14 protein-coding genes, 3 pseudogenes and 1 riboswitch are annotated in these 20,390 nt (G+C 31.6%); of the genes and pseudogenes, 14 read left to right on the plus strand and 3 right to left on the minus strand.

Features of this window, described 5'->3' with window-relative positions; all coding sequences use genetic code 11:
• The first annotated feature begins 285 nt into the window (after nt 1-285).
• The 6 genes from sagB to ribH all read left to right on the plus strand — a co-directional run bounded on the left by sagB (nt 286) and on the right by ribH (nt 6,717).
• Entirely contained in the window at nt 286-1,137 is an 852-nt protein-coding gene (gene sagB / locus DYE57_RS05020) for a peptidoglycan release complex glucosaminidase SagB (protein WP_115313089.1), read from the plus strand.
• A 324-nt stretch (nt 1,138-1,461) separates the two neighbouring features.
• A complete protein-coding gene (locus tag DYE57_RS05025) occupies nt 1,462-2,946 on the plus strand; it encodes an FAD/NAD(P)-binding protein (RefSeq protein ID WP_115313090.1) in 1,485 nt (494 codons plus the stop codon).
• 134 nt (nt 2,947-3,080) lie between these two features.
• A riboswitch (FMN riboswitch) is annotated at nt 3,081-3,217 on the plus strand.
• A gap of 151 nt (nt 3,218-3,368) precedes the next feature.
• A complete protein-coding gene (gene ribD / locus DYE57_RS05030) occupies nt 3,369-4,412 on the plus strand; it encodes a bifunctional diaminohydroxyphosphoribosylaminopyrimidine deaminase/5-amino-6-(5-phosphoribosylamino)uracil reductase RibD (protein ID WP_115313091.1) in 1,044 nt (347 codons plus the stop codon).
• A gap of 7 nt (nt 4,413-4,419) precedes the next feature.
• The gene (gene ribE / locus DYE57_RS05035; RefSeq protein WP_115313092.1) at nt 4,420-5,052 is read left to right on the plus strand and encodes a riboflavin synthase; all 633 of its coding nucleotides are present in this window, start codon (nt 4,420-4,422) and stop codon (nt 5,050-5,052) included.
• Nucleotides 5,053-5,064: 12 nt separating this feature from the next.
• Nucleotides 5,065-6,246, plus strand: coding sequence for a GTP cyclohydrolase II (gene ribA / locus DYE57_RS05040; protein WP_115313093.1), 1,182 nt, complete (start codon nt 5,065-5,067; stop codon nt 6,244-6,246).
• Nucleotides 6,247-6,258: 12 nt separating this feature from the next.
• On the plus strand, nt 6,259-6,717 hold the full coding sequence (gene ribH / locus DYE57_RS05045; RefSeq protein ID WP_115313094.1) for a 6,7-dimethyl-8-ribityllumazine synthase: 459 nt from the start codon (nt 6,259-6,261) through the stop codon (nt 6,715-6,717).
• Between the two features lie 64 nt (nt 6,718-6,781).
• On the opposite strand, the gene DYE57_RS05050 is transcribed toward ribH, so the two are convergent.
• Nucleotides 6,782-7,783, minus strand: a complete 1,002-nt coding sequence (locus DYE57_RS05050; RefSeq protein WP_115313095.1) for a proline dehydrogenase family protein — start codon at nt 7,781-7,783, stop codon at nt 6,782-6,784.
• A 246-nt stretch (nt 7,784-8,029) separates the two neighbouring features.
• On the opposite strand from DYE57_RS05050, the gene DYE57_RS05055 reads away from it, so the two are divergent.
• Together DYE57_RS05055 and DYE57_RS05060 are read left to right on the plus strand one after the other, a co-directional pair.
• Nucleotides 8,030-8,857: an alpha/beta fold hydrolase gene (locus tag DYE57_RS05055; protein WP_115313096.1), complete on the plus strand. Its 828-nt coding sequence runs from the start codon at nt 8,030-8,032 to the stop codon at nt 8,855-8,857.
• Nucleotides 8,858-9,160: 303 nt separating this feature from the next.
• Nucleotides 9,161-9,271 (plus strand): annotated as a pseudogene (locus tag DYE57_RS05060) (transcriptional regulator); the annotation flags it as partial.
• 75 nt (nt 9,272-9,346) lie between these two features.
• Here the strand turns inward: DYE57_RS05060 and mnmM are convergent.
• The gene (mnmM, locus tag DYE57_RS05065) at nt 9,347-9,910 is read right to left on the minus strand and encodes a tRNA 5-(aminomethyl)-2-thiouridylate-methyltransferase MnmM (protein WP_115313097.1); all 564 of its coding nucleotides are present in this window, start codon (nt 9,908-9,910) and stop codon (nt 9,347-9,349) included.
• On the minus strand, nt 9,907-10,860 hold the full coding sequence (gene mnmL / locus DYE57_RS05070; RefSeq protein ID WP_115313098.1) for a tRNA modification radical SAM protein MnmL/YtqA: 954 nt from the start codon (nt 10,858-10,860) through the stop codon (nt 9,907-9,909). The genes mnmM and mnmL overlap by 4 nt, the downstream gene beginning before the upstream one ends.
• A gap of 106 nt (nt 10,861-10,966) precedes the next feature.
• Here mnmL and DYE57_RS05075 point away from each other — a divergent pair, with 106 nt between their 5' ends.
• The 6 genes and pseudogenes from DYE57_RS05075 to DYE57_RS05105 all read left to right on the plus strand — a co-directional run bounded on the left by DYE57_RS05075 (nt 10,967) and on the right by DYE57_RS05105 (nt 20,364).
• Nucleotides 10,967-12,193 (plus strand): MDR family MFS transporter, encoded by a 1,227-nt coding sequence (locus DYE57_RS05075; protein ID WP_115313099.1) that lies wholly within the window; start codon nt 10,967-10,969, stop codon nt 12,191-12,193.
• A 282-nt stretch (nt 12,194-12,475) separates the two neighbouring features.
• Nucleotides 12,476-14,893, plus strand: coding sequence for a leucine--tRNA ligase (gene leuS, locus DYE57_RS05080; protein ID WP_185802526.1), 2,418 nt, complete (start codon nt 12,476-12,478; stop codon nt 14,891-14,893).
• Between the two features lie 19 nt (nt 14,894-14,912).
• Complete coding sequence (locus tag DYE57_RS05085) at nt 14,913-15,224, plus strand: rhodanese-like domain-containing protein (protein WP_115313101.1); 312 nt, start codon at nt 14,913-14,915, stop codon at nt 15,222-15,224.
• Nucleotides 15,225-15,522: 298 nt separating this feature from the next.
• Nucleotides 15,523-19,286 (plus strand): annotated as a pseudogene (locus DYE57_RS12820) (SasC/FmtB family protein); the annotation flags it as partial.
• A 66-nt stretch (nt 19,287-19,352) separates the two neighbouring features.
• Nucleotides 19,353-19,838: pseudogene (locus DYE57_RS12960) on the plus strand (DUF1542 domain-containing protein); the annotation flags it as partial.
• A 115-nt stretch (nt 19,839-19,953) separates the two neighbouring features.
• Nucleotides 19,954-20,364 carry a DUF1542 domain-containing protein gene (locus DYE57_RS05105; protein ID WP_256728381.1) on the plus strand — a complete coding sequence of 137 codons (411 nt, stop codon included), beginning with the start codon at nt 19,954-19,956 and terminating at the stop codon, nt 20,362-20,364.
• Nucleotides 20,365-20,390: the final 26 nt, after the last annotated feature.

The raw sequence follows: 20,390 nt of genomic DNA on the forward strand, positions 1-20,390 counted from the left end.
TGGTACTTTATTTAATATCATCGGCATGGCTCAATTAAGTATAAGAATTCATAGTTTGCTTGCCTTTTTAAATCGAGATAAAAAATATATGCTATGTTGTTATAGAAAAAGCTAAAATATTATTTATGGAAATCGACCTCTTTTTTAAATTTCAATTTTATTACTATTTATTTATGAATTTGTAACAATACAGATATAAAATTGTGAATATCAATTAATAATGCTAAACTTTATTATCGTAATAGAACTGAATAGTTTAACAACATTGACCTAAGAGGTGTGAATATGATTAAGCACAAGAAGGGCTCTATTATAGCTATAGTAGGATTACTTATAGTATTTGTTGTTGCTAGTTTTATCTTCTTTTCAATGATTTCAGATCAAATTTTCTTTAAACATGTTAAGCCAGTTGAGAAAGTGGAAAAGTTGGATAAAACTCTTGATAAGGCAGCTAAGAAGCAAATACATAATTATACGAGCCAACAAGTATCTAATAAGGTGAATACCGCTTGGCGAGATGCGTCAGATACTGAAATTAAAACTGCAATGGATAGTAGTAAATTCATTGATAATAATAAACAAAAATATCAATTCTTAGATTTATCTAAATATCAAGGTATTGATAAAAATAGAATTAAACGTATGTTATTTGATAGACCAATTTTATTAGAACATACTAATGATTTCTTAAAGGCAGCTAAAGCTAAACATGTAAATGAAGTTTATCTTATTTCTCACGCATTATTAGAAACTGGCTCAGCTAAAAGTGAACTTGCGAATGGTGTAGAAATTGATGGTAAAAAGTATTATAATTTTTATGGTGTAGGCGCATTAGATAGTGATCCTGTTAAGACAGGTGCACAATATGCTAAGAAACATGGCTGGGACACACCTCAGAAAGCAATTTATGGTGGTGCAGATTTCATTCATAGACATTTCTTATCTCATGAAGATCAAAACACTTTATATAGTATGAGATGGAATCCAAAAAATCCTGGAGAACATCAATATGCAACAGATATCAAATGGGCTGAAAGTAATGCGAACATTATTGCAGACTTCTATAAAAATATGAAAACTGAAGGAAAATACTTCAAATTATATGTTTATAAAGATGATAAAGAACATCAAAAATAATATGAATCAACATTCTTTGTGAAATTGACGTGCACCTCAAAAGTTGGACTCAAAATCTAACTTTTTGGGGTGCTTTTTTATAGACTTTCAAACATAGATTATTTGGCTTTGTTTTTATTTGATAACCATGCGAACAATATGACAAATGCAATGATAACTTTAGTAATGAATTTCATATTTTTCACCTCATAAAATTGATTTTAGCATATCTTTTTTAGATTAAAAGCAAATAGAAAAGGATATATTAATAGAGTATATAAAATTTAAGTTTTTCATAAATTGATAATATTAATAAATATAGATATATAAAAGGATGATGAGACAATGCGTGTAGCAATAATAGGTATGGGTACTGCAGGCGTAAGTGTGTTACGTCAATTAGTAAAACATGAAAACTTTTCAAAATTAAGAGTTGATGTATATGACGATAAAAAGAATATGGGACAAGGTGTACCATTTCAAAATGATAGCAGTGAATTGCTAATTAATATGCCATCAAGGAAATTGAGTTTAAATCTAGATGATGATGAAGAATTTTGGAAATGGTATCAAGGACAAACAGAGTTTAATTTCAAAAATCCTCAATACTTACCGAGATATGTTTTTGGTCATTATATGAAGTCTTATCTATCTTATTATAATGAACAATATGAAAACTTAACTGTCATCAATAATAAGGTTAAAGAGATTTTTACCCAATCAAATATTGGTAATACAAATTTAAATTATTATGTGTGTACATGTGAAGATGAAAAAGAATGGAGAGAATATGATTATTTATTTTTAACATTTGGTACTTTTAGTTACCATGATCCATATAATTTAAAAGGTAAAAGTGGGTATATTCAAACACCATATCCAACTTATAATACATTGGATGAAGTTAAAGACTTAGATCGAATTGCTATTATTGGAACAGGACTTGCAAGTTTAGATGCAGTTAGATATGTAACTGCCTATCATCCAAATTTACCAATTACTATGACAAGTCGTTCAGCAGCTTTGCCTAGTGTGAGAGGGAAAATGGTTGATGTTCAATTTACACATTTAACTCAAGGGCATTTTAACGGTATAAAGAAAACTTATTATGGTAATGTTCCTCTAGATAAAGCAGTCGCATTGTTTTTAAAAGAATGTGAAGATTATAACATTGATTTTCAAAAATTAATTAGTAGAAGAACTGGAGATCATATTAAAGATTTAGAATATGACTTACAATATGATGAAGAGATGGGTGTTTTTCAAAGTTTAATTGAACACTTAAAAGAGAATCTAAATTGGATATGGAATAGTTTAAGTGTTAAGGATCAGGAAGCTTTTAATAGAAAATATTCAAAAATTATTCAACTCAATTCGAATCCCATGCCTCCAAGAACAGCCAATCTACTTATTAATTTAATACAAGATGGATCACTTGAAATTAAGAAAGGATTACATGATGTCATCTATGATAATGAGCAGTTTGTCTTAAAGTTTAATGATGAGGACCACAGTTTTGATATATTTGACATAGTGATCAATGCGACGGGTCCTAAAACTCATTTATCTCAATTAGATGAAGATGATCGGTTGCTTCTTAATCTTGAAAATCGACGCATTGTACAACCTCATCCAATGGGCGGTATACAAATCATACCTGAGACTAATCAAGTTATTAGTCCGAGATATGGTACATTAACAAATGTAATTGCTATAGGCCAGATGACTAATGGTGTTAATAAACTTCGAAATGGCGTTAAAATGATAGTGGATCAAGTAGTTGATACTGTTTCTCATTTATATTTAACGCAACAAAAATTGGATAAATAATTTAACTGATTTACGTTAGGATTCAATAGTTTGTTCTGAATTAAGCTATTAAATTGTCTTTTTAAAATAATTATAGTAAGATTTTATATGTAGTAATGAACTACAATACTCAATTAACCAATAACAATTTCATATCATTCTTTCGGGGCAGGGTGTAATTCCCAACCGGCAGTAAATCAAGCCTGTGACCTGCTAACGTAATTTTGTGTTAGTGGCTGATCTAGTGAAATTCTAGAGCCGACAGTTAAAGTCTGGATGGGAGAAAGAAGGTAAACTATCGACATGCACAAAAAAGTGTAACGATAAGCAGATTTGTATAGGTGTGTCCAAACATATTTATATGAATAGGCTTATTTAAAGATACATTAATCTCCTTATGCCTTATATTCCAGGTATAAGGACTTTTTTATTGAGGTGATAAATTGAGTAGATTTATGAATTATGCCATTCAACTTGCTCAAATGGTGAATGGACAGACTGGTATTAATCCACCAGTAGGATCAGTTGTAGTTAAAGAAGGTAGAATTGTTGGTTTAGGTGCTCATTTAATGAAGGGTGACAAACATGCAGAGGTTCAAGCGCTTGATATGGCTGGAATTCAAGCAGAAGGAGCTACGATATACGTTTCATTAGAACCTTGTACACATCATGGTTCAACACATCCATGTGTCAATAAAATTATTGAGTTTGGTATTAAAAAGGTAATATATGCTGTTAAGGATACGACTTTAGTAACTAAAGGTGACGATATATTAAAAGAAGCAGGTATAGATGTTGAATTTCAATTTAATGAAGCAGCGGCTGACCTTTATAAGGATTTCTTTACTGCAAAAAGAAATCAAATACCAGAATTAACAGTTAAAGTGTCATCTAGTTTAGATGGAAAACAAGCCACTGACTTTGATGAAAGTAAGTGGATTACGAACAAACAAGTTAAAGAGGATGTCTATAAACTAAGGCATGAACATGATGCAGTATTAACAGGACGAAGAACCGTTGAAGCTGATAATCCACTTTATACTACAAGAGTTCCAGATGGAAAACATCCAATTAGAATCATACTCACCAAATCCGGAGAGCTTGATTTTGAACAACAATTATTTAAAGATACTGCATCTGAGATATGGATTTATACAGAAAATAAAAAATTAAAAAATGATGAAAATCATATTAAAGTTATATATATGAAAGATTGCGATACAACTGAAATATTAAAAGATTTATATCAACGTGGTATCGGTAAGCTGCTAGTCGAGACAGGACCAAGTACAACTTCACAATTTCTCCAATCTCATCATTTAGATGAACTTATTCTCTATTTAGCCCCGAAATTAATAGGTGGTTCAGGTAAACATCAATTCTTTAAAACAGATGAAGTGATTGATTTGCCAGAAGCTACTCAGTTTGAAATTGTTGATTCCAAGTTAATTAACCAAAATATAAAATTGAAATTACGAAAGAAGTGAATGGTTTATGTTTACAGGTATCGTTGAAGAAATTGGTACCGTACAACAAGTTCGCTCCGAGCAATCAGTGAGAACAATTGAAATTAAAGCTAATAAAATTTTAGCCGACATGCACATTGGTGATTCAATTAGTGTGAATGGGGCGTGTTTAACAGTCATTAATTTTAATGACACATGCTTTACTGTCGAAGTTATCAAAGGGACTGAAAGTAAAACTTATCTTGGTGATGTACAACGCAATTCAGAAGTGAATTTAGAAAGAGCTATGAGTGGTAGCGGTAGATTCGGAGGACATTTTGTTTTAGGGCATGTTGACGAACTTGGAACAATTTCTAAAATTAATGAATCAGCTAACTCAAAAATTATTTCAATTAAAACTTCAAAAAATATATTTAATCAAATGGTTAAACAAGGCTCAATCACAGTTGATGGTGTAAGTCTTACTGTATTTGATCTTCATGAGCGCACATTTGATATTCATCTTATTCCTGAAACACGCAGGTCTACGATATTATCTTCTAAAAAAGTAGGCGATTCAGTGCATTTAGAAACAGATGTATTATTTAAATATGTAGAAAACATTATGAAACAAGATAAAACAGAACTTACTGAAAATAAATTGAGAGCATTTGGTTTTTAGGAGGAATTTGTCATGCAATTCGATACAGTTGAGTTGGCTATAAGAGCTTTAAGAAATGGTGAAAGCATTATTGTAGTTGACGATGAAGATAGAGAAAATGAAGGAGACCTAGTGGCAGTTACAGAGTGGATGGCTGATGACACAATAAATTTCATGGCTAAAGAAGGCCGTGGATTGATTTGTGCTCCAGTAGATGAAACCATTGCTAAACGATTAAACTTAAATGCTATGGAAAATAATAATACTGATGTTTTTGGAACACATTTTACGGTAAGTGTAGATTATTATACAACAACCACTGGTATTAGTGCATATGAGCGTACGGTAACAGCAAGAGCTTTAATCGATGAGCAATCGACTGCAAAAGACTTTAATCGTCCAGGACACCTTTTTCCATTGATAGCTAAAAATAATGGTGTCTTAACTCGTAATGGTCATACTGAAGCGGCAGTAGATTTAGCTCGTTTAACAGGTGCCAAACCAGCTGGAGTTATTTGTGAAATTATGAATGATGATGGCAGAATGGCTAAAGGAGAGGATTTACAAGCCTTTAAAGAACGTCATCAATTAAAGATGATTACTATTGAAAGTTTAATTGATTATCGTAAGCAAGTTGAGTCACATGTTAAACTCAATGCTAAAGTAAGAATGCCTACAGATTTTGGTGATTTTGAAATGTATGGCTTTACCATTGATTATAGTGATGAAGAAATTGTGGCAATGGCTAAAGGTAATGTGAATGAAAATCCCAATGTACGTATTCACTCTGCTTGTTTAACTGGTGATATATTTCATAGTCAACGTTGCGACTGTGGTGCACAACTTGAAGCATCTATGAAGTATATAGAAGAAAACGGTGGTATGATTATTTATCTCCCACAAGAAGGTCGTGGTATTGGCTTAATGAACAAATTACGTGCATATGAATTAATTGAAAAAGGTTATGATACGGTAACTGCTAACCTTGCTTTAGGCTTTGATGAAGATTTAAGAGATTATCATATTGCTGCTGAAATATTAAAATATTTTGATATTAGTAAAATAAGATTATTAAGTAATAATCCTAAAAAGTTTGAAGGATTAAATGAATATGGCGTTGATATTGAAGAAAGAATTGAACTTATCGTTCCTGAAACTCAGCATAATCACAGTTATATGGAAACGAAAAAAACTAAAATGGGACATTTAATTTAGGAGGACTTAAATATGAATTTTGAAGGTAAATTAGTCGGTAAGGATTTAAAAATAGCAATAGTAGTAAGCAGATTTAATGATTTTATAACTGGACGCTTATTAGAAGGTGCAAAAGATACTTTAATTCGTCATGAAGTAGATGAAGCACAAATTGATGTTGCTCATGTACCTGGTGCATTTGAAATTCCTCTAGTTGCTAAAAAGTTAGCTAAAAAAGGGAAATATGATGCGGTCATTACATTAGGTTGTGTAATTAGAGGAGCTACCTCTCACTATGATTATGTTTGTAATGAAGTAGCTAAGGGAGTTTCTAAAGTAAATGATGTATCTGAGGTACCGGTTATTTTTGGTATCTTAACTACTGAAAGTATTGAACAAGCTGTTGAAAGAGCAGGTACAAAAGCAGGAAATAAAGGTTTAGAAGCAGCAGTTAGTGCTATCGAAATGGCTAATTTAATTAAACAAATATAGTCAACGCAAAATGGCATAGAGAAGTTATAATGGTAAGTGAATTTCTCTGTGCCATCTTCTGTTGTTACTTTTTAAACAGTTTTGTTGCTAATATAAAGGGTGCACCGATAATTGACATTATACTGATACATAAACCTACTTTTTGAAGAACTTTCGGTTTAGCGAATTCTTGAAAGGCAAGTGTTAAATTCTGAGGTCTTTCGGCAAGTCTTCTCATAAAATATGCAAACCAGTCATCACCATAAGGTACATAAACTGTAAAATGATAGCCCTCGTTTGCAATGCTTTGTGCTAATTCTGAACGAAAACCATAAAGCATTTGAAACTCCATTTGTTCCTTTTCAATATGATTTTCTTTCATAAATTGTTTAATTTGATTGATGATTTTATCATCATGTTTAGCGATTGAAGTAAAGTTATGTGCATTTAACAAGCGTTTTTTTATAATATAAATATAATTGTCATCGATTTGATCTTTGGTTTGATAGGCAATAGATTCATTTTCTTTATAAGTACCTTTGACTATACGTAAGTGTAAATCAGGGTATTTATCTATTAAATTTTCCGCTTCATAAAGATATGGTTGTACCACTGTTCCTACATTATTAAATTCTCCTTTAAGTTTATCAATAACATATTGAATTTTTTGTAAGCTGTCATAATTTTCTGTATCAATATTGATATGCATGTTCCCACATTCATCTGCTTTAAGAAGAATTTCCCTCATGTTTTTATAGGCCAAATCTAAATCGAACTCACTCCCAAGTTGACTTATTTTAACTGACATATGTGCCTTCACATCGTATGAATGAATTGCTTCAATAATTTCTAAAATTTGCGCTTTAGCACTCAGACTTTCCTCTTTTGAATTAACAAATTCTCCCAAACAGTCTACTGTAACTGAAATTTTATTATCATTTAAATACTGAATTGTCTCAATTAATTGAGGAATTGTATTGCCTGCCACAACACGATTTGCACCCATTTGAGGTCCGACTCTTTTAGCAACCTCATTTAAATAAGTATTATTAGATAACATGATAAAGAAATTTCTAAAAAGGGACATATGTTATACCTCCATGACATTAAACTAGTAGATTTTAAAATAGTGTACCATGAAACTTATTTTTGAGAAAGCGTTTACAATATGATGATAGATAGTACTTGAGTATATTTACAAGTTGATTATGTTTAAACGTAAACTTAATCTCAATTAAATGAAGTTACAAATTAAAGCTGAAAATAGCATTTAATAAGGTAGTTTTGTTATAATTATATTGTTGAAGAATAAATAAAAAGGGGCAATCGTAGAATGTGGAAGTGGGAAACGGAAAGCGATGCTAAAGGCGTTGTAGTTATTGCTCATAATATATTAGAACATACTGGTAGATATGCATATGTTATTACAATGTTGAGAAGAAATGGTTATCACGTAATTATGGGCGATTTGCCTGGTCAGGGACAAACTTCGCGTGCCAAAAAAGGTCAAATTGATGACTTTAATACATATCATGAACATTTATTAGAATGGATCAAAATTGCAAATGAATATAAAATACCTACATTCGTTTTTGGAGTTGGATTAGGTGGATTAATTATTTTAAACTTGTTAGAAAAGGTAGATTTACCTGTTGAAGGTATGATACTAATTTCTCCAATGTTAGAACTTAGAAAAACAGGTAAAGGACGTAAGAATAAAATCATATCTAACATAGGAAAAGTGTCAAAAGATACTCGTTTTAAAGTTGGTATTACTTCACAGGATTTAACTCGCAATGAAGAAATTATTGAAGAAATAGATAATGATGGGGTGATGTTAAAAAAGGTAACCTATCGGTGGTATAATCTCATTAATGAGAAAATGAAAGAAACAATGGATCATATTAAAGATATTAAGTCATTACCAACTATGATTATGTATGGTACAAAAGACAAAATATTAGAAACAACAGCGATTTGTGAATTTAAAGATAAATTTAAATCTAATGAATTATACTTTAAAGCTTGGGATGGTTTATACCATGAAATTCAAAATGAACCTGAAAGAGATCAAGTAATGAGATATGTTTTAACGTTCTTAAATAATAGTGTGAATACTATGGGATTTGTAGTAAAAGAAGAAGAAGTCGAAGATATTTAAATTAGACATGAGGACTAACCAATGAGTTAGTCCTTTTTTTAATTTAGTTACAATTAAAATTTAGATTGGTTTTAAAATAAAATACAAATTTAAATTTTAATAGAAAGTTTTCACAAAAACATTGCATTTTAATTGTGAACTTGATATATTTTGTTTATATAAATAATATAAGCGAAATTTCGATTTGAAGATTGGTTATTTTCTTCTAGTCTATTTGTCTTTTACGGACTAAAATTGATTTTAAATTAACACGTTCAATTTAATAATAGGGAATGTTTTGAATGCTTTTAATTTAAACCGAATAATGACAAGCAGAACTCAAAGAAAGAAGATTTATTGAATTTCATTGGTGATTCTATTTCTAATAAATCTCAACCGATGCAAAATAGTTTAAAATCAATTTTAGCAGTATAACTAGTTTTTTATTATATTTAATTATTAAAGAGAGAGCATTCTTATTGTTAGATGCAATGAATGTGCTCTCTTTGATTACCGTCTTTTTTCAATTGCGCAAATAAAAGGCGCATTGTTTTTTTGATTAATAAATTGGTACTGCAAAACATGTGCATCATTTTGATCAAGATGTTTCAAATATGACATTAAAGCTTTTTTTTCTAATTTACCTTCTTCATGACCATGATATATGACTAAAATAATTACACCTTCAACACTTAAAATATCAAAAATATTGTTAATTGCTTCGATAGTTGTATCGGGTTTAGTGACAACAGATTTATCGCTTTTTGGTAAATAACCTAAGTTAAAGATTGCGACATCAATACTTCCATAATCACTTTCAGGAATATACTTTTTTACTTTTTCATGTCCATCATGAATTAATTTTACATTCTGATAATCTTTAACTTTATCTTTAGTGTTTTTTATAGCTTGTTGTTGAATATCAAAACCATAAACATATCCATCTGGTACTTTACTGGCTAAATATAAGGTATCGTTTCCATTTCCACAAGTTGCATCGATAACAAAACTATTTTTATTTACATGCATGTCTATTAAAGTTTTTGAGAAGGAAAGAATGCGTTGTAATTTCATGGTTTTACCTGTTGGTTAAATTTTTTGCCTTGATATGATTCTCTACGAGCTAATTCATCGTCAATGTAATTTAAGACTTCCCATTTATTAACACTCCACATTGGTCCTACCATTAAATCAATAGGTCCGTCGCCTGTTATTCTGTGAACTATCATTTCTGGTGGAAGTTCCTCAAGTTGGTCACACACTAAATTTGTATAGTCATCTTGGCTCATAAATTTAAGCATACCTTTTTCATATTGTTTCACCATGGGAGTTCCTTTTAAAAGATGAAGTAAGTGGATTTTTATTCCTTGTACATCCATTTGAGCAACTTCTTTAGCTGTTTCCAACATCATGTTATAATCTTCACCTGGTAAACCATTGATAATATGGGCACAAACATTAATGTTGTGTTTGCGTAATTTAGCAACACCATCGTAATATACTTGCATATCATGAGCTCTGTTAATTAAATCAGAAGTTGTTTGATGGACGGTTTGTAAACCTAATTCAACCCACAGATATGTACGGTCATTAAGTTCAGCTAAATATTCAGCTACATCATCAGGTAAGCAATCAGGTCTTGTAGCAATTGATAAGCCTACGACACCTTCTTCTTTGAGTACAGGTTCATATTTCTCTTTAAGTACCTCAACAGGAGCATGAGTGTTAGTAAATGCTTGGAAGTATGCAATATATTTTCCTTCACTCCATTTTTCATGCATACGTTCTTTGATTTTTTGGAATTGAACTTCAATAGGGTCAACTCTATTTCCTGCAAAATCCCCACTACCAGCCGCGGAGCAAAATGTACATCCTCCGCGAGCCACAGTGCCATCTCTATTAGGACAGTCAAAGCCACCATCCAATGCAACTTTAAATATTTTTTGACCAAATTTATTTTTTAAATGATAATTCCATGTGTGATATCGTTTATTTTCGAAAGCATACGGGAAATAGTTACCCATAATACATTTTCCTTTCTATATAAGTTCTAAATACAGATTTTAACATATTTTAGTGTTATAGTGTCTAATGTAGATTGAGAAAAACATAAAGAGAGGGACTCAATATATGAATATACCTAAATCAGTATGGTGGCTAGTTATAGGTATGGCGTTAAATATAACTGGTGCCAGTTTTTTGTGGCCTTTAAATACTGTTTATATGAAGGAAGAACTTCATAAAAGCCTTACAATTGCTGGTATCGTCTTAATGATTAACTCGTTTGGTATGGTAGTTGGTAACTTACTAGGCGGCACCTTATTTGATAAACTTGGTGGTTATAAAACCATTTTAATAGGTACAGTTACTTGTTTATGCAGTACCACTTTACTGAATATTTTTCATGGATGGCCATGGTATGCTGTGTGGCTTGTTCTATTAGGATTTGGTGGTGGCATGATCGTTCCAGCTATTTATGCTATGGCTGGGGCTGTGTGGCCGAATGGTGGTCACCAAACATTTAATGCAATCTATTTAGCACAAAATATTGGTGTTGCTTTGGGGGCAGCACTCGGTGGCTTCGTTGCTGAGTTGAGTTTTAACTATATATTTTTAGCAAACTTAATAATGTATGTTCTTTTTGCAATTGTAGCAATTACTCAATTCAATTTAGAAATACATGTGAAATTTAAACATCAAGACGCCATTGATTTAAAAAGTAAAGAGAATAAAAAACGTTTTACAGCAATGATGTTAATTTGTGCGATGTTTGCAATATGTTGGATAGCTTATATTCAGTGGGAAACATCTATTGCTTCATTTACGCAATCAATTAATATCTCAATGTCTCAATACAGTGTGTTGTGGACAATAAATGGTATTATGATATTAGTTGCTCAACCTTTAATTAGACCAATCATTGTAATTTTAAGGGGCAATTTGAAGCGTCAAATGTTAGTAGGTATTTTAGTTTTCATGAGTTCTTTCTTAGTGACTAGTTTTGCAAATCATTTTGCGATTTTCGTTGTGGGCATGGTTATTCTTACATTTGGAGAAATGTTTGTTTGGCCAGCTGTCCCAACCATTGCAAATAAACTTGCACCTGAAGGAAAACAAGGTCAATATCAAGGATTTGTAAATTCAGCATCTACTGTAGGAAAAGCTTTTGGCCCATTTATTGGTGGTGTTCTTGTAGATACCTTTAATATGAGTATGATGTTTATTGGTATGATTGTCTTATTATGTTTTGGACTTATTTTCCTTGGACTTTTTGATAGAGGTTTGCCTAAAGATTATAATGATAATCAGCCTGAAAGAGAACCAAGACGAAAACGTAAGCAACGTCATAACGCTTAATGTAAATGCTTAAATATAATTAACTACTTGCATTCATAGCTTTTATACCATAATATTAAAAGCGTATAATAATAAGTAATTAGAGGCTTTTCTACAGAGAACTGGCAAAGGTGAGAGCTAGTGTTAAGGACTAAATTACTTTTATATCATTAAATAAGACATCTCAACTATTAAAATGAAGTGCGCTCAAATGAGCGAATTAGGGTGGTAACGCGGTATAATGGTCGTCCCTAAACAAAAATATAATAGTGGGGGTGTCTTTTTTATGAATTAGGAGGAAATGTGTTGAATTACAATCACAAAGAAATTGAAAAAAAATGGCAAGATTACTGGGAAGAGAATAAAACATTTAAAACGAGCGATAATTTAGGACAAAAGAAGTTTTACGCATTAGACATGTTTCCTTATCCATCAGGTGCAGGATTACACGTAGGACACCCAGAAGGTTATACTGCAACTGACATTATTTCACGTTATAAACGTATGCAAGGGTACAATGTGCTTCATCCAATGGGGTGGGATGCCTTTGGATTACCAGCAGAACAATATGCTTTAGATACTGGAAATGATCCAAGAAAATTTACTCAAAAAAATGTACAAACGTTCAAACGACAAATTCAAGAATTAGGTTTCAGTTACGATTGGGACAGAGAAGTCAATACAACAGATCCTGAATACTATAAATGGACACAATGGATTTTTATTCAACTTTATAATAAAGATTTGGCATATGTTGATGAAGTTGCTGTTAATTGGTGCCCTGCTTTAGGTACAGTTTTATCTAACGAAGAAGTGGTTGATGGTATGTCAGAACGCGGTGGACACACTGTATATCATAAGCCTATGAAACAATGGGTGCTTAAAATTACTGAATATGCTGATAGATTACTCGAAGATTTAAATGAACTTGATTGGCCCGAATCAATTAAGGATATGCAAAGAAATTGGATTGGACGTTCAGAAGGAGCTAAAGTTACTTTCAATGTAGAAGGATCTGATAATCAAATTGAAGTATTTACGACACGTCCGGATACAATTTATGGTACTTCTTTTATAGTATTAAGTCCCGAACATGCACTAGTACATAAAATTACTACTTCTGATAAGCAAGAAGAAATTAAAGCTTATCAAACTGAAGCTTCTAAGAAATCCGACTTAGAACGTACTGACTTAGCTAAAGGTAAAACTGGCGTATTTACAGGTGCATATGCAATTAATCCACTATCTGGGCAACGTTTACCAATTTGGATTGCTGATTATGTATTATCAACTTATGGCACAGGTGCAGTTATGGCAGTACCTGGTCATGATGAACGAGATCATGAATTTGCTGAAAAGTTCGATTTATCTATTATAGAAGTTATTGAGGGTGGAGATGTTCACTTAGAAGCATACACTGGTGAAGGTAAACATATTAATTCTGGTGAATTGGATGGTCTTGAAAATGAAGATGCAATTAGTAAAGCAATTGAATTATTAGAAGCAAAAGGTGCTGGTAAGAAAAAGATTAATTATAAATTACGTGATTGGTTATTTAGTAGACAACGTTATTGGGGTGAACCAATTCCAATTATTCATTGGGAAGATGGCACGATGACAACTGTGCCAGAAGAAGATCTGCCATTGCTTTTACCAGAAACAGACGAAATTAGGCCATCAGGTACTGGAGAATCACCACTTGCAAACATCGATAACTTTGTGAATGTAACTGATGAAAAAACAGGTATGAAGGGCCGACGCGAAACAAATACTATGCCTCAGTGGGCAGGTAGTTGTTGGTACTATTTACGTTATATTGATCCTCATAATGACAAAATGATTGCCGACCCAGAAAAATTGAAACATTGGTTACCAGTAGATTTATATATTGGCGGGGTAGAACATGCTGTGCTCCATTTACTATACGCTAGATTCTGGCACAAAGTTTTATATGATTTAGGAGTAGTACCTACTAAAGAACCATTCCAAAAATTATATAATCAAGGAATGATTTTAGGTGAAGGTAATGAAAAAATGAGTAAATCTAAAGGAAATGTCATCAATCCAGATGATATTGTATCTTCACACGGCGCTGACACACTTCGTTTATATGAAATGTTTATGGGGCCACTTGATGCAGCTATCGCATGGAGTGAAAATGGCTTAGATGGGTCAAGAAGATTTCTAGATCGTGTATGGAGATTAATAGTTACTGATGATGGATCTATCAATAATAAAATTGTTGATTCTAATAACCAATCATTAGATAAAGTATATAACCAAACTGTTAAAAAAGTGACAGAAGACTTTGATACATTAGGATTTAATACAGCAATTAGTCAATTAATGGTATTTATTAATGATTGCTACAAAGCTAATGAAATTTATAAACCTTATATTGAAGGTTTTGTAAAGATGTTAGCGCCTATAGCACCACATATTTGTGAGGAATTATGGCAGAAATTAGGACATAATGAAACAATTACTTATCAACCTTGGCCAACTTTTGATGAAAGCTTATTAATAGATGATGAGGTTGAAATAGTAGTCCAAGTGAATGGTAAAGTAAGAGCTAAATTAAATATTCCTAAAGATTTATCTAAAGAAGAAATGCAAGATTTAGCGTTAGCAAATGATAATGTTAGAATGAGTATTGAAGGTAAAGAAGTTAAAAAAGTTATTGTTGTACCTCAAAAACTAGTTAATATAGTTGCTAAATAAGTTAAAGGAGAGCTATTAAATGGAGTCAATTTCAGTAGATGAATTAAAGAAAAAAGTATTAGATTCTAATCCAATTCATATTGTAGATGTACGTACAAATGAAGAAACAACAATGGGAGTAATACCAGGAGCTACTACGATTCCTATGGATCAAATTCATGATAATTTAAATCAATTTAACAAAAATGAAACGTACTATATTATTTGTGCTGCGGGTAGACGAAGCGCAAAAGTAGTTGAGTGTTTAGAGGAGCGAGGTATTCATGCCATCAATGTAGAAGGTGGTATGAATGAGTGGGGTGACAAAGGTACAGTTGTAGACAATATATAATTGATTAGTTTAAGTGATACCAGTTCGCATTGAACTGGTGTTTTTTTATGCAGAAAATCAACTTAAAAATAGTAAACGATTTTGAAATTTAAAAAATAAAAATCGATTTAAAAAGCATTAAAATAATTATAAGAAATATTAGATTTTTAATATTATAGATGATAAAATTAAATAGACTTAAAAAGATTGTGTTTAATTAATATGATTGAATGATTAGGATGAGTCATATCACAATCATCTCTTTACAAAATTCATTAAACAAACATCATGAAGAATTAACATCTAGGAGGACAACTTAATGAATCTATTTAGAAAACAGAAATTTAGTATTAGAAAGTTTAATATTGCTATCTTTTCAACGTTGATAGCTACCATCACATTTTTAGCACATCCAGGCCAGGAGTCTGCCTCAGAACTGGATTCTACACAAGAAAATAATAATAATGTAGTTTCTTCCTTTACCGATAATACTCAAAATTTAATAAACGCAGATCAAACTCAAAATGACCCATCCACTAATAGTTCTGATCAAACAAATATTCAATCATCTGAAAACACTCAAAATAATACTCAAGCACAAAATTTAAATGATGAACATCCAGAGGTGCAACCTGCAAATAAGCCAGTTGCTGAAATAACTCAAGAGGATACTCAAAGTACTACAGCACCTACTAATAATGTTGAAGATAACTCAGAAACTAGCGTTGTGCATGTTAATGAACCAGCTAAACATCATATAGATGGATACTAGAAATCAAACTAACCATAACCAACGTTCCTCTGTACCAGAATCTAAAGCAACTACAGAAGAGTCTAACAAGCCTAAAAAACGAAGTAGAAGAGCTGTAGATACAAGTAATGGCAATGATGCTAGTGCAACAACTACCAATACAGACCCTAATATAAGTAACACTGGTCAAAATAGTATCAATACTATAATCACTTTTGATGATTTAGGTATTAGAACGAGCACAAATAGAAGTCGTCCTGAAGTTAAAGTTGTAGATAGTTTAAGTGGCTTTAACTTGATTAATGGAGGGAAAGTAGGTCTTTTAAATAGTGTATTAGAACGTACAAATGTCTTTGACAGTGCTGATCCTAAAAACTATCAAGCTGTTGATAATGTCGTAGCTTTAGGCCGAATTAACGGCAATGATCCTAATGATCACGGTGGTTTTAATGGTATCGAGAAATAATTTTCAGTAAATCCTAATTCTGAAATTGTATTTTCATTTAATACTATGACCTCAAGAAACAGAAAAGGTGGTACTAATTTAGTTTTAAGAAACGCTGAAAATAATCAAGAAATTGCTTCAACGGATATTCAAGGTGGAGGAGTATGGCGTCTATTTAAAATTCCAGAGAATGTTCATAGAATAAAAGTGCAATTTTTACCTATGAACGAAATTCACACTGATTATAAAAGAATCCTACAATTACAAGATGATTATAGATATTATTCTTTTATTGACTCGATTGTTATTCATTTAGGTTCTCATTTATATGTTAAATCAAGACAGGTTAATAAAAATGTAAAAAATGGTAAAGAATTTGAAATCAATACACGTATAGAAAATAATGGTAGTTTTGCAGCAGCCATTGGTCCAAATGAATTAACTTATACTGTTAACTTACCGGAAAATTTTGAATATGTTGAAAATTCAACAGAAGTTTCCTTTGTTAATGGTAACATTCCGAACTCTACAATTAAGCCGTTAACTGTCAATTTTGATAGACAAAATCGAACTTTAACTTTTTCTAGTAATGGTTTGGATTTGGGAAGAAGTGCACAAGATGTTGCAAGATTTTTACCTAATAAAATTTTAAATATTAGATGTAAGCTTAGACCAGTTAACATCTTAACACCACGTGAAGTGACGTTAAATGAAGCAATAAAGTATAAAATATATTCGGAATATTATTTCAACACAACTGACAGTACCGTTACAGGCCAACAAACACCATTTAATGTAAATGTCATCATGAATAAAGATGATTTATCTGAACAAGTAAATAATGATATTATTCCATCAAACTATACACTTGCTTCTTATAATAAGTTAAAAGAACGAGCACAGACTATTCTTGATGGAGAAGCAAACAATGTTCCATTTAATCAAAGATACTCTCAAACTCAAATTGATGGTTTATTACATGAATTACAAACAACATTAATAAGCCGTGTGAGTGCTTCGAGAGAACTTAATGATACAGCACAAGAAATGACTGATGGTGCATATGACAGTAAAGAGTTAACAACTGAGGAAAAAGATGCATTAGTTGAACAAATTAAAAATCATAAAAATGAAATTTTAAATGATATTGATGATGAATTAACCAATGAAGGAGTAGAAAGAGTTAAAGATACAGGTTTAACTACTCTTGAAGGTGATACACCACAGCCAATTACTAAATCGAATGCACGTACTGCAGTAAATAACAAAGTCAATGAACAAAAAGCTTTAATTCAAGGAAATTCTGAGACTACAACTGAAGAAAAAAACGAAGTGATCAGACAAGTAGAAGCACATTCATCAGATGCTATAACAAAAATAGGGGAGGCAGAGACGGACACAACTGTCAATGAAACTAGGGATAACGGTACTAATTTAATTAGTTCAGATGTTCCACATTCTAATACTCAAGCGACGTTAGATGAAAGGAATGAAGCAATAACAAATGTAAATAGAGAAAAAGATCAAGCACTTCAAAATATTAACGACGCTCAGACAAATGATAATGTGAGTGAAGCGGAATCTAATGGTAATCGTGCCATTCAACAAGTGGCTTTAAATGTTAGAAAGAAACAAGAGGCCATTGAAGCAATTAACACACACGCACAACAGCAAAAGCAACAAATCCAGGCAAATAAAATTTTACTACGGAAGAAAAAGCACAAGCCGAGCAAAATGTTGATGAAGCTGTCGCAACTGCAATACAAAATATTAATCGTTCAAATACGAATGCGAATGTAGATAATGCACAAAGAAATGGCGATAATACAATTACAGCTATTACTTCTTCAACAAAAGTTAGAGATGATGCACGAGTTGCAATTGAAGCTAAAATGACTGGTCAACTACAACAAATCAACTCTAATAATATAGTAACAACAGAAGAGAAAGAAGCAGCTATTAATAATGTAAATACTCATAAATAAGAGGTTTTAGATGATATTAATAGTGCAAGCTCAACTCAAGATGTACGTACTGCTCAACAAAATGGCATTAATACTATTAATCAGGATCAACTTGGACAAACAGCGGAAGCTACAATTGAAGAGAGAGAAATAGCAACTAATGAAGCTGATCAAGCATTAGCAAGCGGTAACAATACAATTAATCAGGCACAATCTAACGATAATGTAAATCAAGCATTAAATAATGCAAATCAAATTATTAGTAATACTAATGTCAACGTACTGAAAAAACCACAAGCTAGACAAGTGATTAGTGCTAAAGCAGAAGAGAAACTAAATGATATTAAAAATAATAATGAAGGTACTACAGAAGAAAAACAAATTGCTATTCAGAATATTAGAGATGCCAAGAATAGTGCTGATAACCAAATAACTCAAGATATTACTAATCAAAATGTTGAAAGTGCACAAAGTAATGGTTTAACCACAATTTCAAGAATTCAACCGAACTTTACAAAAAACAGGAAGCACGAAATCAAATCAATCAAAAGTTTCAAGACAAAGAGACGCAAATTAACAATACGCCAAATGCGACTCAAGAAGAAAAACAAGAAGCAATTCAAAGGTTGATAAATAAGAGAGATGAAATTAATAATCAAATTAACCAAGCTTCTCGCAATAATGAAGTGGAACAACAAAAAAATGATGGATTGCACGTGTTAGAGGCGATTCATACGAATTCTATTAAAAAAGATACAGCACTTGAGGAGTTACAAACTAAATTTAACTCTCAAAATGAACTTATTTCGAATAATAAAGATGCAACAACTGAAGAAAAAGCTGCCGCTAATCAAAAACTAAGTCGAGTCGCAGAAACCACTCATCACGCGATTGAGGATGCAGTTGAAACTAGTCAAGTGAACGTAGAAATGAATAAAGGGATTGACTCAATTAGAGATATTCAACCTTTAGCCGTTAAAAAACCTTCTACTAAAAGTGAATTTGAAAAGGCAGTACAAAGCAAGAAGGCAGAGATTAATCAAATACAGGATGCTACTCAAGATGAATTACGATATGCTTTAAATCAATTAGATCAATTACATGAAACAGCTAAGAATAGTGTTAACCAAGATGTACAAGTTAAACCTCAAGCGCTTGAAGAAATACACAATCATGCAGAAAGTCAAAAAGAGAGAATCAATGTTATTGCTGAAGCTACGAAAGAAGAAAAAGATGTTGCATTACAAAAAGTAGATGCATTGTTAAAACAAGCACAAAACATTATTAATACTGTAAGTAAAAACCATCAAGTTAACGACGCTAAAGCATCATCAATAGAAGAGATTCATAAAGTTAATCCGATTGCACTTGTAAAACCACAAGCACTGACAGATATTGCTAATCAATTAGATGCTCAAAGAATTATAATTAAAAATAATCAAGAGGCAACTATTGAAGAAAAACGGCTGCAATAGATAAACTTATTAAAGCTTCCGCAAAAATTGCAGAAGCCATCGATAATGCAAAACTAATCAAGATGCTGATAATACTAAAACACAAAGTATTGAAGAAATACCTTTAATTGTATCAATTGTTGATAAAAAGCCAGTTGCACGACAAGAGGTACAACATAAAGCAAAAGAAATTCGCGCATTGATTAATAAGAATAAGGATGCAACTCAAGAGGAGAAAAATATAGCAATTAACCATTTAGATGATATTGTAAATAAAGCAAATATGTCTATTACACAAGCATCTACAAATGATGTTGTGGATAGAGCAAAGGAATTAGCTTTACCTGAAATTCAAAAGGTTTCTGTAATTGCTATTAAAAAGTCAGAAGCAAAAGCTCAAACTCAAATCATTGCTATTCATAAACAAAGTAAGCTTGAACAAAATAAAGAAGCTACACAAGAAGAAAAACAAGTATTTGCTAGTAGTGCTAAAGTACTATTAAATCGTGTTCAATCACAAATTTCTGATGTATACACAAATGAATAAGTAGATACGATTGTTAAAAACTTTAA

This window comes from Staphylococcus saccharolyticus (assembly GCF_900458815.1).
GTDB classification, from domain to species: domain Bacteria; phylum Bacillota; class Bacilli; order Staphylococcales; family Staphylococcaceae; genus Staphylococcus; species Staphylococcus saccharolyticus.